The organism is Sphingobacterium sp. SYP-B4668, from assembly GCF_027627455.1.
Classification (GTDB): Bacteria; Bacteroidota; Bacteroidia; order Sphingobacteriales; family Sphingobacteriaceae; genus Sphingobacterium.
In genome coordinates this window covers 4,072,740-4,090,470 of the sequence record NZ_CP115483.1, presented here as the reverse complement: position 1 = coordinate 4,090,470, position 17,731 = coordinate 4,072,740, and the positions used below count along the sequence as shown (strand labels likewise).

The following is a 17,731-nucleotide window of genomic DNA, read 5'->3' as shown; positions in this document are numbered from 1 at the left end:
TTAATTAAGAGACTAAGTCTGAATACAATTTTAAACCACAACATATTATGGCAAACCTGAATATAGATGGTGTCAAGGAGAGAACATTTGATGCAATAGTAATCGGTTCCGGTGCTAGTGGAGGATGGGCAGCGAAAGAATTTACAGAAAAGGGGCTCAAGACACTGGTATTGGAACGTGGTCGAGATGTCGTGCATGTAAAAGATTATCCCACCACCAATCTATATCCGTATGAATTGGAGCACCGCAATGAGATCGTATATGCAGATAAGAAGGCTAATCCTATCGCGAATAGATGCTATGCATATCGTGAAGATACTCAACATTTTTTTGTGAAGGATGAGGAACATCCCTACGTACAAGAAAAGGATTTTGATTGGATTAGGGGCTATCAAGTTGGTGGTAAATCTTTATTGTGGGCTCGACAGACACAACGTTGGAGTGAATATGATTTTGAAGGACCGGCTAGAGACGGATTTGCGGTAGATTGGCCAATCAGATATGGAGATATTGCTCCGTGGTATAGCTATGTTGAGCGATTTGTCGGAATAGCAGGAAATAAGGATGGATTGGACACACTTCCGGATGGTGATTTTTTGCGGGGGTATCCTTTGAACGTAGTGGAGGATTATTTTCGTAAATCGGTGAGTCAACAATTTAAGGATAGACATGTCATCAGTGCTCGATGTGCACATCTTTCGGATCCACAACCTATACATATTGAACAAGGACGAGTTCAATGCCAAAATCGAGTCTTGTGTCAGCGAGGATGTCCTTTTGGTGGGTATTTTAGTAGTAATTCTTCTACTATTCCATGGGCGAAGAAAACAGGTAACCTCACACTGCGGCCGCACTCAGTGGTCCACTCCATTCTTTATGATCAGGAGTCGGGCAAAGCTACTGGCGTAAAAGTAATGGATACGGAAACTTTAGAAGAAATCGATTTCTTTGCGAAGGTCATCTTTGTAAATGCATCGGCGCTGAATACAAATCTAATTTTGCTGAACTCGAAATCAGAACGTTTTCCTCAGGGGCTAGGAAACGACAGTGGCTTGCTGGGTAAATACGTGGCTTTTCATAATTATACCGCTCGTATCAGTGCGGAATATGATGGTTTGCTGGAATACAGGACGGATGGTAGAAATCCTGCTGGTGGCGGTTACATTCCGAACTTTCGGAATGTTAATGGCCAAGAGACCGATTTTTTGCGTGGATGGGCAGCGGCTTTTAGTGCTAATAGAAGCCCAATCCGGGAAACGAGTGGCTTCGGGGATTCGCTGAAGACTGCTTTGTTAGATCAGTCAAAATGGAGCAACTGGCGTGTACACTCCCACATGATGGCGGAAACTATTCCTAAGGAAAGCAATCGAGTATGGCTGGATGGAGCTGAGACCGATAAATGGGGAGTGCCGCTTTTGCATATTTCTATTGACTACTCGGATGATGACTGGCAGAGACGGACAGATTATTATGAGCAGATGACAGCAATGTACGAAGCGGCGGGATTTTCTAATATTAAGACGGCGGATGATCATCGGCGTCCCGGAAACGATATTCACGAAATGGGAGGGGCTAGAATGGGGAATGATGTGAAGACTTCTTTATTAAATAAGTGGAACCAAATGCACCTTTGTAAGAATGTGTATGTCACTGATGGTGCTTGTATGACGTCAACAGCTACGCAAAATCCGACCTTGACATATATGGCATTGACAGCAAGGGCTGTGGATCATGCTGTCAAAGCGCTTAAAAATGGTGACATATAATATGATTACCTCCTTTTCAGCCGCAGGTACTTGCGGTTGAAAAGGAGATAGAGCTGTCATGTTTAAAATCCTGTTGTGGGATTACTATTTAACAACAACTGGTCTGATGGGATCTCCAACGATGCTGATTGCACCATCAGATGAAATGGCCATATCATTGATGTAAGATGTACGTGGGCCGACACTGCTGGTGCTGGCGTGTGCATGATAGATGTATTTATAACCTCCGTCAGCACTTATGAATGGAGCTCCATGACCTGTGCCTACTAATCCAGATGCTGAGGGGTGGTCTCTTCTTAGGATGGGGTTGCCTTTGTATTTTTTCCAAGGTCCTTTGGGCGAACTGGCTGTTGCGTAGCCTACTGCGTAGTCCTGGCTTTCAAAGTGATTGGCGGAGTAAATTAAATAGTAGGTGTTTCCTCGTTTCAAGATAGAGGGGCCTTCTGCCACTGTGGCTTGTTTTTTCTCCCATGGCTCGGTAGCGCTAATACATTTTGTGAGGGTCTCTGTCTTTATGCTTTGAAGATCTTTGTTCATCTCCGCCATCCAAATTACATTTCCATCAGTAAAACGAACATAAAATAGATATGGCGTTCCGTCATCGTCGATAAAAAGAGAGGTGTCGATTCCTTTTTCTTTGGCAATAATAGGTTTTTTCTCGTCTTGGATAAAAGGACCTTCGGGACTAGAGGAGGAAGCGACACAAATATGTTCATCAACGGAATAGAACATGTAAAACTTTTTTTGGGAAGCTACATAGTATACTTCAGGTGCCCAAAACCATCGTGTGCCCCAGGAATCTTGAGGTGAAAGGGCTAGATTTTTGCTACGCTTCCAATGTTTTAGGTCTTCGGAAATATATACTTCAAAACCATCGATTCGGGTGCCATAAGCATAGTATTTGCCGCTATGGTATAATACGTAAGGATCTGCAATAGGTAGCTTGCTGTCAATAATTTGAGGAGGTCTATTATTGCTGCCCCTACAATATAGGGACAGCATAAGCAGTAAACATGTAATCGATAATAGACGATAAGGAATATGTTTCATAATATTTATTGTTAAGCTCAAATCTGCTCAAGGATTGACTATTTTTTTTTATTACCACTGAATTTGTTGATCTTCATCCGGTATGAGGGTGTTGAGGTCTCGCTGCATGGATAATGTGCCATCTACGGTGTATCTCAATTTTTGACCTGGTACACTGGTGTAATCCTCAAATTCGTACGACAAATATAGGGTGATATATTTATGCTTCATGTATGGAAGTTTAGGATCCCATTCTTCTTCAATAGTATAATAGGATTGATTGCTCCCTTTTTTGAATTTGTTGTTTGCTGCATTGTCACTCCATATTTCTAATTTTCTCTTTTGTACATCTATGATATCGTCGGTAAACTTGATAAATACTTTATAATTCTTACGGTCTACATAATCAATATCTCTAGTGCCGGCATAGATGAAAATCGTCTCTTCATCTGCTACAAAAGTCCGATGTGTATTCAATGTCAACGGCTCTTTGGTATCTCCATCTAGAAAGATTTTATAGAGTGTGCCTCCATATTCGCCTGAATAGTCGTTGAAGGGGGTGATACGTAGCATAGCTCTGCGATAGTGCTTGTGTGGATTGATTTGATAATTATCGGACGAACCCTCCAAGATCTGTAAGGGTAAGACCCACTTATCGGCTTGGTCCAAATCGCCTAAGGAAAACTCAATGGGCATGGTAACCGTGCTTTTGCCAGCAGGGACTTCTACTGATTCGGGCATGCTGTAATATTGGTTTCCCAATTGTTGAAAATAGAGCTCTTGACGATGGCCGTAGCGCTCTCTATTTAAGGTTGCTAGTGTATCGGGGTCTAGGCCAATACGTACGGTGCGTGTGCTTGTATTGGGCGTAGAACCACTGATAATAACAGGTAGATTGTACCGGATTTTTCCAGATGGATTGTACCGGATGTAAGCTGTCGTCACACCTTGAGCGTTGGGCTCTGCTTTAAAGGAGGCCAACTGTCGGTACTGCTCATTTTCCCATTCATCATTACAGGATATAAAGCAGAGAGAGGTAATCGTCACCAAAAATAGGATATATATATTCTTCATGATTTTTTTGTAATTGGATTAATTATTCTGGATTGGTCCAACCTGGATTCTGAGTGAGTAATTTATTGCGTCGAAGCTCGTCATAATGAATAGGCCAAAACCACATTTTAAGGGTGAATATAGAGGGTAGTGATGGGATTTCTACAGGTGTGTGAAATAAATCAGGGAGCTCTTTCGTACTATATGCATTACATCCATAAACAGGGGCGGACTCTTCTGCTGGTGCATCTGTCCAACGACGAAGGTCGAAATAACGGTGTCCTTCGGCAAATAATTCAATTTGACGTTCACGCTTTAATTTAATGCGGAATCGGTTTTGGTCTGCATATACATCACTGCTGTAGTCGGGAACTCCAGCACGGATTCGGATGGGTTGGATTCCTTGCTTGAGATCAGCTTCATTACGCGATACTGTATGTGTCTTACTGCCATCCCAGGCAGGGATGGTGTGGGATCCATTCAACTCGTTCAACGCTTCTGCATAAATTAAAAGTACTTCAGCATAACGCATTGCTGGGTCAGATTTGTCTCTAATACGGGTTTGGTCGTATGCTGAAACTGCTACGTTGCTAATGTCGTCGGGGTGAACATATTTTTTTACGCCAATCCCGGTGCGGGGCCAATAGGTTGTATTCTTGTACCCATTTGGATCACCGCGATAGTAGAATATCTGTACATTACTGACTTCATCTCTTTCTTTTTCAGCTTTAAGGAGATGCCAAGTTGAGCCATTGTATGAAACTGATGCGTAGAATCGAGGTTCGCGTCTGGCGTATTGTTTACTAACATTTTTGCCTAATGGCCCTAGTTCGGGATAGTTGGCTAGTTCGTCTGGACGGACTAACCCTAACTGACGAGGCTGTGTATTGTAACGGCCTTCATATCCCTGTCTACCTTGGTACATGTCATTCATGCCCGGTAAATCACTGCCATCTCGCATATAATAGGCATCGCTTTGCTTTTGGGTCATACCATGTGAATTATACCCTTTTCCTTCTAAGCGAGGTAATTGATGGAGTACTAATACTTTTATTCCTTCACCACCTTGATTTTGACCACGTGTAAAAATCAGCTCTGGGTTTTGGAATGCTGGAATAGTGCCGTTGAAGAGCGCGCGATAGGATTCAAAAGGATCGATGTCGTTGTAACCGGTAGGCCAAGCACTATTCGAAAAATTATTATCATTAGCGGGAGTGACTGTTGCTGGGTAGGCAATATCTCCCGTGCTTTTCTTATAGGCGACATAGAGTTGATAACGACCTAAATCGATTACATCTTTGGCAGCAGCTGCAGCTTTTGCCCACTTGGACTCGTCATATGTGGGTGATAATAAGGGGTTCCCTTTTTTGTCGACCATGGCGGCAGCTACGTCGGCTGGTGCTTTTCCGTTGAATAGGGGGCTTGCAGCGAAAAGTAACACGCGGGCGCGTAGACCCAAAGCAGCACCTCGTGTAGGGCGAGATATCTGTTGTATACCGCGTTGAAGGGGTAGTCCCTTGGCGGCTTCGGCAAGTTCCTGAGCAAGATATTCTGCACATTCCTCATACGAGTTTCGTGGTTGGGCTATGGCGTCATATTCTTTGGTATAGTCGATACCTTCTTCTGGCAGAAGGGGCACTGGACCATAGGTTCTAAGGAGTATCCAATAGAAATATGCTCTTAGGAAGCGTGCTTGGCTCTTGAGGTCGGTCAATTCTTGGGCCGAGAACTCCTTGTTGAGGTCGATGTTGCTTAAGAAAATAGAGGCTTGGCGGATACCTTTGTATCCGGTGTCCCATATTGTCTTACTTTCACCGTTTAATCCATTCTCGGAGTATTCTCCATTTTTCCATCTCTTGTATCCATCGTTCTCATCCCCGTAATACATGTCGTCCGCAAAATTGAACGGTAAGCTTTTCTTGCTGCTGACGTCTTGCATATGGTTAGTGCCGAGAAATGAGTATGCGCGCGCCAACCATCTATTTGCATAATCTGAATTGGTGAATACGTCCTCGGTAGTCATACGTTCATCAAACAGGTAATCTGAATCGAGATAATTGGAACACGCGGTGGTTGTTAATATGAATCCGATGGTGGATAAAATTATAGCTATTCTTTTCATGTTTCTTGTTGCTTATAGATTAACTGATAGTCCTAGTGATAGCGTTTTGCTGAGCGGATAGGTTTTTCCGTTTGTGCTACCTAATTCTGGGTCCCAAAGCTTGAATTTCGAAAATGTAAGCAGATTGGTGCCGATAAAAAATACACGAAGATTGTTTAGGTGGGCTCTGTTAACCAAGTTTTTGGGGAGAGAGTAACCAATATCCAATGTTTTTAGTCGTAAATAAGATCCATCTCTGAGCCAGAAAGTGGATTTCTGATAGTTGTTGGAATTCGGACCATAGGTCAACCGTGGATACTCGGCATTCGGGTCTTCGTTTTCCCCAAGAACCCAACGGTTGCTACCTGCGATGTCATTCAATATATTGCCCCAGCCGTCACCTAGGCTAAACATATATACAGAGGAACCATCGATAAAGTATGTGGACTTGCCAACTCCTTGAAAGTGCATATTGATGTCTATGCCTTTCCAACTTGCGGATACCCCAAAACCGTAGGTAAGATTGGGCCTAGTGGTAGCTCCAATGGCCACTTTGTCATTATCATCTATTATTCCATCCCCGTTGATGTCTTTGTATTTGATATCGCCAGGCATCACTTCGCCAAATGTCTGTCTCGGGCTGTTGCGGATGTCGTCGTAGTCTTCAAATAATCCCATATCTATTAGACCCCGGGCTTGATTTACACGATATCCTTCTTGTAGTTTGTACCAATAAATGGTGTTTTCTTCATCTCTTTCTAAGATTTCGTTTTTACTATAGGTAAGATTTCCACGGAAGGTAAGGTCTACTTGATTGATCTTCTGCTTTAATTTGATATGACCATCGAAACCTTTGACCTTGACAGCGCCTATATTGGCAGAAGGGGTGCTCTCTACGCCCACGGATCCAGGAAGGAAATTGCGCGACATGTAGATTCCATCTCGGCGCTCATGAAATAAGTCGATCGACCCATCGATTTGTCCCTTGAAAAAGTTGTAATCCAATCCTAAATCTTGTTTGGTGGCAATCTCCCAGGAAACAAATGGAGAGGATATAGAGGAGTAACGTATACCGGTCCATGGGTTTGAAGATTCGAAATCACCGAAATTGTACCCACCGCCACTCATTTGTTCGATATCATACAAGTAAGGAAACCTTGTGTTACCTAAATTGTCATTTCCTGTCTTACCATAGGAATAGCGCAGCTTGAACATATCTACCCAACCCAAATCTTTGATAAATGACTCTTGTCCGATATTCCAGGCTCCCGAAATGGCAGGAAAGAAGCCGAATCGGTGGTCTTTATGGAAATTCTCTGAACCGGTATATCCGAAGTTGAAATCAATAAAGTAGCGTGTCTTCCAATTGTAGTTGACACGACCGGCCAAGCCTTGGTTGCGACGGGCTATCCCATTTTTAAGGTCATCCCCGATATTTTGAGTAAATACTTTTGAAGATTGATTGTACTTGGCAACTGCTCCGAATTGATGGGCACCCCATGCTCTGTTGTAATGAAGGTCCCATTCAAAGAATTCCCGCTTATCGCCATCCGACCCTGAGGATTGTGTCATTTTTCGTTCTTCAGTGATACGTTGGAATATGAGTTCTCCATTTACGTCACGATAGCGACTCGCCTTCCACAGTTCGGGATGCTTAAATCTATTGACCCAATTGTTGTTGTAAGTATCATATCCGAATCGACCGATAAACCGAAGACCTTTGGTAATGAAATCTAATTTTTGCTCTAAGTTTAACGTGGTTTGGATATTATTGTTCCAGCTCTCGTTATATCCGGTCATGGTGCCTTGTACCCAGGGGTTGAATCGATCACCGTTGTCATTGCCATCTGCTGGAATCTTGCCGTCGGAATACATGAGTGGTGCGGTGATAGGGTTGTATCCCATAAGGGCGGTCCATATGGATCCTGTTCCTACTCCGGGATCATTTTTCTTCCGTAGCGAGCCGGATATCCCCGCTCTCAATAACGTGGATTTTGTAATGTCCATGTCTACACTCAAGCGATAAGTGTATCTTTTAAAATTAGTATTGGTATTATAATCTTTTAGCGCATTATCTACTTTGTACATCCCTTCTTGATTATGATAACCCCCAGAGATATAGTAGCGAGCTGTCTTGCCACCGCCGCTCATACTAAGCATACTACGCTGACTTTTTGCTCCATCCTTTAGAAGTACATCCATCCAGTTGACGTCGGGGAAGAGGTCATTGTCTAATCCTAAACGTAGAATTTCTAGTTCTTCTCTGGAATATAAGGGTTCTTGATTACGGGCGGCCTTTGCTTCATTGGCCAAAGATGCATAGGTATACCCACCTACAAATTCGGGTAGTTTGGTGAGCCTGTCGTAAAAACCTTCTACTTTGGCATTGATGTTGACTTTTCCTTCTTTCCCTCGTTTGGTGGTAATCAATACGACTCCGTTTGCACCTCTGCTTCCATATATAGCAGTTGTAGAGGCATCCTTTAGGAGTGTAAAAGTTTCAATATCTTCGACATTGACCTCGTTCATATCTCGCTCAAAACCATCAACAAGTATTAAAGCTGCATTGCTGGCGCCAAATGTAGAGATACTACGGATCCAAAACTCAGAAACACTACCTGGTTGGCCAGAAGTCTGCATCCCCATGATACCAGGCACAACGCCGGCTAGCGCATTGGCTATGGATGTGGAGGGATTGGATTTCAGCTGCTCTACGTCTACAGTCGTAATTGCACCCGTGACGGAGATTTTTTTCTCTGGTCCGGTAGCTGTAATAACTACCTCGTCAAGTACGCTTGCATCGGCTTCCAGCATGGTGACATTTATAATCCGTTGCTCTTTTAACAAGATTTCTTTTTTTTCGTACCCAATATAGGTGAATACCAAGGTTTGATAGGGAAGAACTTTTAGGCTGTATTTTCCTGATTCATCTGTCCGGGTACCCAATCCAGGCATGTTGCTGATTGATATGTTGACGCCAAGCAAAGGTTCTTTGTTGGTGTTGGTGACGACTCCGGTTACAATGACCTCTTCTTGCTGTGCCCAAGCACCGAAGGTAATCCCCTGTAATACGATATATGTTAATAAAATAAATTTCTTCATCATATAGTGTGTTTTCAATTATTAGGCTGCTACTAATTCGTGGTTTCTACTGCTTCTTCCTCTTCCTCTTTTGCAATCTTTCGAATGATCCAGTTTCCGGTATCACCGATATAAAAGCATTCTTTCGCCTCATCGTATGCGATTGCTTGTGGTTGTTTAAAACGGGCTTCTGTTCTTAAATCACCGTCAGCATAACCACTGGTGCCGTTGTTTCCTCTTCCTGCAAAAGTGCTGATCCTTCCCTGTGGGGTCATCCGTCGTATGGCATGGTTTTCCTTGTCACAGAAATAGAAGTCGTATTGATCTCCGCCATTCTGTTCGTAATCGGGATTTTTGACAAATACGCCTTGTACGGGGTTATTCAAGCGGGCATTGGTGCCGACTCCGTCTGCATAACCCGATGAACCTGCTGCTCCTGCGATGGTGTAGGGAGTTGTAAATGTTTTTCTGGCGTAATCATAATCGGTACGCATGATAAAGTGTCTATCGTACTGGATTAAATAGGCATAATCGCCGGAAGGGTGTACAACCATATAAATAGCTACAGCACTATAAGGATTGGGGAATGCTAACTTGTCTTCTCCTGTAGCGAAGTCGTAGCGACGAATATCTCCGGCTCTAAACCTGGAATAGTATAGCTCCCCATTTTGTGGATGAATGATTGTGCCGTTTACACCTCTGGCGTACACGGGGATGGGGTTATTTTGAATAAACTTTGATTCGCGTGAGAATAGGTAATTCCCATACCTGGTGTCGCTGCTTTGGTTGTGCGAAACAATCATATCTTGATTGGCATCAAGTCTCCAATTGAGTACGGAAACTCTGTCAAAGCCAGTCCGAAAGTAGCTTACATACTGTTTTTCAAAATCGATTAATCGGGCACTGTTGTAGTCGGCAGAGAAATATAGATGATTGGAGTTCTTGGGGTCAAACGAGAACCATAGCATGCCTTTGAATGCACCACAATCGTTAAATGGTCCTTCCTTTTCTTCAAAATTGCTTCCTACTTCATAGTACTTGCCGAGAAATGTGGAGACCAGTAATTTTTTCGTGTATTCAAATCGTTCTTTGGTTTCGACATTTACAAGCTCTTTGCCTTCATCGTCTAGAATGCTGACTCGAATATCTCCGGCGTAGGCCTTCTCTGGGATAACACAGTATACGCTATTGTTTTGCACACCGACGACTTTGGCTACTTTTCCGCCAATGACTACTTTGGTTTTGGAAATGTCATTTCCAAAGTTTTCTCCATACAAAATCAGTTTACTTCCTACGCCGCCTTCTTTTGGATAGAAGTCGGTAATTACGACCTGTTTTGAAGGGTCAAAACCGATAGTTTGCTTGTCGCTGTCTTCTTTACACTGTATAAAACAAAGCGTCGTAAGCAAGATTATTATGACCTGAATAGGCCAAGATATGGGTTTAATTCTGTTTTTCTTTTCCATAAGGATATTGCTTTTTTTCCGACTGAAGTCGGGTTGTTTAATAGTGATTATCATCTATGAAATCTTTTAACGGGCATCTGTAGGGCGCCGACATGACGTTCTTATCGATAATGATGCTGGAGTATACTAGTCACGATAGTAGAGTAGTAACAGAAGGAGGATGTCCGGATGTCTTGTAATCGTTGAATGAGAGAACTGGGTTCTATAGGCACGGATGAGTTGCCAATTTTTACACTGTTTTGCATTGAAATATAGGTTTAATAAATAGATTCTAAAGTTTTAGTAATATAATAGGTCGGGAGGTTGAATGCATTCGGAATATTTGCATAATCGTCTGTCTCCTTGGTGTGTTTTATTGCTTTTTCAAAAAAAATATCGCAAATATTCCCTCATGGGTGTTTTTATAGTATCCATTTGAATAATATGTGGTTGTACAATGAGATTTATTTAAATAAAAAGTCGAATCAACGTCTTATTTATTTGCCGCCTGTTTCAATTATGGTCAATAATTGGATTATTGTTTCAGAAGTTTCCACTGAAGATTTTAATACAATCTGTAAATTCGTTTGATTATTGGCAATCATTTCATGAGAAGAATAACTCTTAAAAGAAAAACGAATATTGCTGGTGGTCGTCTTCGATTTCAATCGCAAATTCACTTTTCTCATTTGTAGAGCTACATTTCACAACAATGCTTACACCTACCAAAACACCTCTCCCCTTCATTCCTTAACACGTCCGAAAGCCGATTTCTCGAATACTTGTGCGGGTAGAACATTTCTTGCAATGACTAATTGAATTGTTATTGAAGTATAAATAATTGATTTTATCTTACACATAATTAATTGGTTTTCTACTTAAAAAAGCCTTGTGCTGTATCGTATAAAACATGATGTTTCAAGGTTTATATTTCATTTCTAGGCTTTAATTTATATTTGGTTAGCACAATATTATAAAATTTAAAATTTCACTGCTCTATTTGATCGATTTTTATTTGCGAAAACGTTTTAGTTATTCAGTTTGATTATTATTCTTATATCAGAGTAGAAAATAAATTATAAAAAAAGCTTCATATCATTGAATTTAGAAATATCCTGCACACCGAGATCTACACTAGATTACTGTAATTTATTGGAGCTATCACACCTTAGAGGTTTAACGAAAATAGTCGACATTTATACTTAAGAGCGTGTTTAAATTTTGGTCAATAATAATTTTAAGACGAATAATTTGACCATTGTTTCTGCAAACTCCAGGGTCATTATCGAACTATGAATACGCTCTCTCTACATCCAATCGTTTGCTGATAGGCTTAAATTCCCTACTGTTCTCATGGGTTCTCATTCCTATTTTTAAGAGGTATCCAAAATTGTATTTCTTTTTACTTCTTTCACTTTTTTGTTTCCGTCTTAGCCCTTAAAGTTTCAGCCATCGAACGATGGTTTCTTTTATGAATTTTTAAACAGGCTCTAAGTATTTGATTACTTCTTGCTTATAATCGGTTTTTAAATTAATCGTTAGTCAAATGTCTATGTAATCTGATAGAAAAAAATATCTATTTCGATCAATAAATTATCAAATTGTATCATAGGTGATGGAACTTCCGAATCTAATTACGTCGAGGGTACGACAAGTGCCAGGTCTGCAAATCTGGACCTGGCGGACTAACTTTTAAGGAATAAGGGGGTATGGAGTAGGGTGGTATTACAATGGGATTTTTAATAGGAATATGTTTAGACGTTCTTCATTTTGGACATATTGTAGTGAACCTCCATGAAGTGTAGCAAAGGAATGGGTAAGGGCTAGTCCCAGTCCTGAGCCTTTGATCCTGTAGTGGGATGATGCACGCTGAAAAGGTTTAAAAATTTGCTGGATCTCTTCTTCGGTTAACAATGCTCCATCATTTTTGACCGCAATACAGAAAATCTCTTCTTTAGGGATCTGATAAAGACTGATGACGATGACCTTATCGGCATATTTAACGGCATTGTGTAATAGATTGGAAATAATCTTATAAATGGTTTCGATGTCGATATTGGCATTGATTTGCTCATCAAGGTCAATTTGAATGTCAATCTTCTTGTTTTCAATCAGTGGTTTAAATTCTTGGATGCAGATTTCAACAAGTTTACTAATGTTTTCAAATTGAAGTTGCAAGGAGAAGTCATTGCTTTCGATTTTTTTAAAATCCAACAGGTTGTCAGTCAATGTGATAAGTTTTTCGGTGTTTTGATGAATGGTATGCAACCATTTGTTCGTATTCTCTTTGTCGGCGCCATTCAAAATCCATTCTAATGGCCCTTTTATTAAGGTCAACGGCGTCTTGATATCATGTGTGATTCGCATAAAGAAATCCATTTTTGCTTTGTACAGCTCCTCTTCATTGTGCGTTTTGATGATGGCCAGACGTCGTCTATTTTTCTCTTTAATACGGCTGTCATAGCTGTATATCGCATAGCATATGAAGGCGGAAGCAAGAATAATATAGGTGATAAATGCAGGTGTACTCGCCCATAAAGGAGGATTGATGGTAATCTGTAATGCTTTTTGTTCGGATATAGGGACACCATTGGCATCTGTCGCTACAACCTCAAAAGTATAATTACCTGGTGGTACTTTAGTGAAATAGGCTTTGCTATGGTTGCGTAAGATTGTCCAAGAAGAATCGAGACCTACTAATCTATAGCGGTAAGAGGTAGACTTGGCGGATACGAAGTTTAAAGCTGCAAAATCTAAACTAATGGTAGATTCGTCGTGATTTAATGCTAATTGGTTGGTGTATATAACTGCTTGGCTCAGATTTCCTTCTTTGCCTCCAATGGTGAGTTCGCGCTGATGGGTCTGGATACCGGTGATATAAAGAGGGGCTAATGAATTACTTTTAAAATGATCGGACATCAACTCGGGCTTAAAGCGAATCAAACCTCGTGAGGATCCGAAGTAAAGGTATCCTTTAGCATCTTTGAATACTGAATTGTAATTGAACTGGAGATCTAGTAGTCCCAACTCGGTATCAAATAATTCGATATGATTTCGATGGATATCCATCTTAACTAGTCCACGAGAAGTGCTGATCCATAAATTTTCGTTGTCATCTTCTTCGAATCCTAGAATCAAATTGCTGGGAAGCCCATCTTTCTTGGTAATGCGATGGAATTTGTCGGTAATTGGGTTCCATATGGCGATTCCATTTTCGGTAGCCACCCAAATCGTACCCTTCGAATCTTGGAATACACGTGTAGCTCTATTGCTGTTGAGCGATTGGGGGTCCTTGGTATCATGGGTAAAACGGACAAGGTCACCAGTGGAAGGCGATAGTTTGAAGAGTCCGTCACGCCAAGTTGTGAACCAAATATTCCCAGCGCGATCTTCATATATGGAGGTGTGAAAAATATGACGTTTCAGGGGTTTTAAGAACTGAAATTCGTCTTTACCCGGAAAAAACTCATATACACCTCGAGAGGTGCCTAGGAGTATTCGGCCAGCACGTGTACGATAAATCGAGAAAACAAAGTTGTCACCCAGCTTTCCATTTGTATTCTTGTTGTTGAAATGTTTAATGATTTTTTTGGTCTTAACATTGACAACATCCATCCCTTGGTGAAACGTTCCTACTAAGAGGCTATCTCCAGCTATCGCCAATCCGTGGATATTACTATGTGCAAGCTGTGTATCTTGATTTAATGTACTGAATTGATTGTTGCGATAATCCCAAAAAGTGAGTCCATTATCTTCGGTGCCTATCCAAAGGTTATGCTGATGGTCTTCTACGATTTCACGAATGGCGTGACCCTGTAGTGAATTAGGTGTGGCCCGCGGGAATATTTTTTGGAAATAGGTGTGTTGTGGATGGAAATAGTGGATTCCTCCAAAATAGGAACCTACCCATAATCCATCTTGGTGATCTTTGGAAAGCGTGTAAATAGCATTGTCTGCAAGACTCCATGGGTTGTCCTTTTCACGTTTTAATAGGTTGTACTTTGTGCCAAGTTGATCACAGATATACAGCCCTGATTCCGATGCAACCCACACGGCGGTATCGTTGACTTGTAGAATATCCCGGATGTACAATGGTGAATTGCGATTGCTGGCGATGACTTGGCGGATCTGATGGTTTTTGTGATTGTAGTGGAATAGGCCTTCTTTGGACGTGCCTATCCAAATGTTATGTTGACGGTCGGTATATAGTCTTTTTATTTCAGTAGGAAGGGGGGATTGAATGGGGAGCGGATAGGAGGTATTATTGGTTAAACAAAAAAGGTTTTTGCCGTCGCCAATCCAAACCTGATTATGATTGTCAAAACAAAAACCTGAGACTTGATATTTACGTATATGGGTTTTTTGAATAATTTTTTTTTCGGCAATGAGATAACAAAATAGTTCATTGTTAGCAATAAACCACATATTGCCGTCGGGATCTTCTTCAATCCTAAGGATTTCCCTGTTAACCATTTCTTTTAAACGATTGAATTGTTCGGTTTTGGGGTCGAATATGTATACCCCTTGGTCCGTGCCAATCCAGATTAGATTATGTCTATTGATGGCAATACTATGGATGTAGTTACTGCCAAGCCCATTTTCGTTATCGGTGTCGGCGTAAAAATGTTTGAAATTATAGCCATCAAACCGATTCAAGCCATCTCGCGTGCCGAACCACATAAAACCATTTTTGTCTTGAGCGCTAGATAAGACGGCATTGTTGGAAAGTCCATGTTCTACTTGAAAATGATTGAAATAGTATAATTGTGCTTGAACAGCGGGTGTCCAAATGGATAAGAATGTGAGAATAGGAAGACAAGTCTGAACTAAAAATAACTTAATTCTCATGAATGATACAATTTGGGTTTATTTTGAATAAAAAAGGCAATTTTATACAAAGTGTAATTTACACCTTTGTTTTATACTGGACTTGTAGTTGGGATCCAGTGCAATTATAAACAAAAATATATATAAGATTTACAAAGGCTAAGGAAAAATACAGAAACCTAGGTTGATAGGCTTGGGATGTATAGAGAATCCATGGTATGTACAGTAGAATATGGTTATAAAAATAAGAAAAGGCTTTAGTTTTTTGTTCTATTCGATTGGGATATTGTCAGCGACGTATTCGTGTGGGGTATTTGAACCTAAAGCTAATGTAGAAACTAGCAGCTATAAAAGAAGTCAATACATGAATCCGGTATTTGAACCTATTTTGGCAGATCCTACGGTCATAAGGGATGAGCAAACAGGCTATTTTTATGCATATGGAACCGAAGATAATTGGGGAGATGGTAAAGGAAATCGTTTGATGCCTATTTTGCGGTCGGAAGATTTAATTCATTGGACGGAGGTTGATAATGTGTTTAAAGATAAGCCTAACTGGAAGGATCGAGGTGGTCTATGGGCACCAGATATCAACAAGATAAATGATCAGTATATCTTGTATTACTCTTACTCGCTTTGGGGTGATCCCGATCCTGGGATTGGATTGGCTGTATCAGCAAATGCAGGAGGACCTTTTGTGGATAAGGGTAAATTATTTGTGAGTAGTGAGGTCGAGGTGCCGAATTCTATCGATCCATCCTTGTTTGAAGAGGGAGATGACAAATTTTTATTCTGGGGGAGCTTTGGAGAGGGTGTTTCGCAAGGGATACATGGTATCCCTCTTACATCCGATGGGACTGGTGTGCATGACCTGCAAGAAAAATTTAAGGTAGCGGCTGGAGATTGGGAGGCAGCGATGATTCACAAACGTGACGGATATTACTATTTATTTGGGTCAAAAGGGAGTTGTTGCGAGGGTGCAAATAGTAAGTACCATGTATTGGTGGCCCGATCTAAATCGTTGAAGGGGCCTTATTTAGATCGATCGGGTAAAGATATCAACACGCGGGGGGCGGGAACACTGGTGCTCAAGGGAAGTGATAAAATTGTAGGACCAGGACATCATAGTAAGATTATAAAAGATGATGAGGGGACGGATTGGTTACTTTACCATGCCATTGAAAAAAGTAATGGAAAGGTATCGGGTGGTGCTAGTCGACGTATGCTGATGTTAGATAAAGTTGTATGGACAGAAGGATGGCCAGTGATCGGCACCGGGGAACCGAGTCAATCCTTGGATGATAGTCCTGTATTTAAAAAGATGAAATATGATAACTAAAAATTTACGAGTATCCTTATTGATTGGTTGCTGGTTGCTGTTTTTCTCAACGGTACATGCCCAATCAAACAATCCGTTGGATGTTGCTTTTGGAGATCCATTTGTGCTTTATGATAAAGATACGGATTGCTATTATATGTACGGCACTGGAGGAGTGGAAAATGGCTTTGTGGCCTATGCATCCAAGGATTTAAAGCAGTGGGAGAACCAAGGTACTGTGTACACAGCTCGACAAGAAAAAGGCTGGGGAACGAAAGATTTCTGGGCTCCTGAAGTATATAAGCGAGGGGGTAAGTACTATATGTTTTATAGTGCGCATTGGAAAGATAATCCTAATGAGGAACTGGAAAATTATCGGATTGGTATTGCTATATCAACGAGTCCTACAGGTCCATTTATAGATATGACAGGTAGTCCGCTATTTGACCCGGGATATCCAATCATTGACGGGAACGTGTACTTCGCTGAAGATGGACGGTTGTATCTTTATTATTCCAGATGTTGTTATAAAAATCCAGTTCAATCTGAAATTGCAGATTGGGCGAAGCAGAAGGGAATGTTTGATGAGATAGAAGAAAGCTGGATATATGGAGTAGAGCTTGCAGCAGATTTTTCACATGTCATAGGTGAGCCTAAATTGTTGTTACGCCCTCCTGTCTCGCTGGCTGATAAACAGTCTGAATGGGAGAGTAGATCTGTGACTTCAGGTGAAGTGAATAGAAGATGGACAGAAGGCTCATATCTGTTTAAGCATAATGGGCTTTATTACATGATGTACTCTGCTAATCATTTCGGAGGAGAGAATTATGCTGTGGGCTACGCAACAGCCTCGAACCCACTGGGGCCATTCGAGAAGTCTTCAACGAACCCCATATTACAGAAAAACACCCCAAATGGAGGAATCGTTTCGGGAACAGGGCATAACAGTATATTGAAAGATAAAGAAGGCAAAGTATGGTGTGTATACCATGCACGTACAGCTAAAACTGGAAGTCAGCGCTTAGTGTTTTTAGATGAATTGAAGATTTTACCTAGCGGTCAACTGATTGTGGAGGGACCGACTGTCAAGCCTCAGTGAAACGGGCCTTTT

At 41.2% G+C, this 17,731-nt stretch carries 9 protein-coding genes; 3 read left to right on the top strand and 6 right to left on the bottom strand.

What is annotated here, in order from left to right:
• Positions 1-47: 47 nt before the first annotated feature.
• On the top strand, positions 48-1,766 hold the full coding sequence (locus OQ289_RS16655) for a GMC oxidoreductase (RefSeq protein ID WP_270087977.1): 1,719 nt from the start codon (positions 48-50) through the stop codon (positions 1,764-1,766).
• An 84-nt stretch (positions 1,767-1,850) separates the two neighbouring features.
• Here OQ289_RS16655 and OQ289_RS16650 read toward each other — a convergent pair whose 3' ends face one another.
• From OQ289_RS16650 to OQ289_RS16625, 6 genes are all read right to left on the bottom strand, one after another.
• Positions 1,851-2,816: a glycoside hydrolase family 43 protein gene (locus tag OQ289_RS16650; RefSeq protein ID WP_270087976.1), complete on the bottom strand. Its 966-nt coding sequence runs from the start codon at positions 2,814-2,816 to the stop codon at positions 1,851-1,853.
• 51 nt (positions 2,817-2,867) lie between these two features.
• Positions 2,868-3,869 (bottom strand): DUF4973 domain-containing protein, encoded by a 1,002-nt coding sequence (locus OQ289_RS16645; RefSeq protein ID WP_270087975.1) that lies wholly within the window; start codon positions 3,867-3,869, stop codon positions 2,868-2,870.
• 22 nt (positions 3,870-3,891) lie between these two features.
• The gene (locus OQ289_RS16640; protein WP_270087974.1) at positions 3,892-5,970 is read right to left on the bottom strand and encodes a RagB/SusD family nutrient uptake outer membrane protein; all 2,079 of its coding nucleotides are present in this window, start codon (positions 5,968-5,970) and stop codon (positions 3,892-3,894) included.
• 12 nt (positions 5,971-5,982) lie between these two features.
• Positions 5,983-9,054 carry a SusC/RagA family TonB-linked outer membrane protein gene (locus tag OQ289_RS16635; RefSeq protein ID WP_270087973.1) on the bottom strand — a complete coding sequence of 1,024 codons (3,072 nt, stop codon included), beginning with the start codon at positions 9,052-9,054 and terminating at the stop codon, positions 5,983-5,985.
• Positions 9,055-9,083: 29 nt separating this feature from the next.
• The gene (locus OQ289_RS16630) at positions 9,084-10,496 is read right to left on the bottom strand and encodes an IPT/TIG domain-containing protein (protein WP_270087972.1); all 1,413 of its coding nucleotides are present in this window, start codon (positions 10,494-10,496) and stop codon (positions 9,084-9,086) included.
• 1,704 nt (positions 10,497-12,200) lie between these two features.
• A complete protein-coding gene (locus tag OQ289_RS16625) occupies positions 12,201-15,323 on the bottom strand; it encodes a ligand-binding sensor domain-containing protein (RefSeq protein ID WP_270087971.1) in 3,123 nt (1,040 codons plus the stop codon).
• A gap of 343 nt (positions 15,324-15,666) precedes the next feature.
• Between OQ289_RS16625 and OQ289_RS16620 the strand changes: the two genes are divergently transcribed.
• Positions 15,667-16,641, top strand: a complete 975-nt coding sequence (locus OQ289_RS16620) for a family 43 glycosylhydrolase (RefSeq protein WP_270087970.1) — start codon at positions 15,667-15,669, stop codon at positions 16,639-16,641.
• A complete protein-coding gene (locus tag OQ289_RS16615) occupies positions 16,631-17,719 on the top strand; it encodes a glycoside hydrolase family 43 protein (RefSeq protein WP_052144182.1) in 1,089 nt (362 codons plus the stop codon). Before OQ289_RS16620 ends, OQ289_RS16615 begins: the two co-directional genes overlap by 11 nt.
• The last annotated feature ends 12 nt before the right edge of the window (positions 17,720-17,731 follow it).

Excerpts from the sequence above, each read along its gene's own strand:
- OQ289_RS16655 (WP_270087977.1), top strand. The coding sequence starts at position 48 with ATGGCAAACCTGAATATAGATGGTGTCAAGGAGAGAACATTTGATGCA.
- OQ289_RS16650 (WP_270087976.1), bottom strand. The coding sequence starts at position 2,816 with ATGAAACATATTCCTTATCGTCTATTATCGATTACATGTTTACTGCTT.
- OQ289_RS16645 (WP_270087975.1), bottom strand. The coding sequence starts at position 3,869 with ATGAAGAATATATATATCCTATTTTTGGTGACGATTACCTCTCTCTGC.
- OQ289_RS16640 (WP_270087974.1), bottom strand. The coding sequence starts at position 5,970 with ATGAAAAGAATAGCTATAATTTTATCCACCATCGGATTCATATTAACA.
- OQ289_RS16635 (WP_270087973.1), bottom strand. The coding sequence starts at position 9,054 with ATGATGAAGAAATTTATTTTATTAACATATATCGTATTACAGGGGATT.
- OQ289_RS16630 (WP_270087972.1), bottom strand. The coding sequence starts at position 10,496 with ATGGAAAAGAAAAACAGAATTAAACCCATATCTTGGCCTATTCAGGTC.
- OQ289_RS16625 (WP_270087971.1), bottom strand. The coding sequence starts at position 15,323 with ATGAGAATTAAGTTATTTTTAGTTCAGACTTGTCTTCCTATTCTCACA.
- OQ289_RS16620 (WP_270087970.1), top strand. The coding sequence starts at position 15,667 with ATGAATCCGGTATTTGAACCTATTTTGGCAGATCCTACGGTCATAAGG.
- OQ289_RS16615 (WP_052144182.1), top strand. The coding sequence starts at position 16,631 with ATGATAACTAAAAATTTACGAGTATCCTTATTGATTGGTTGCTGGTTG.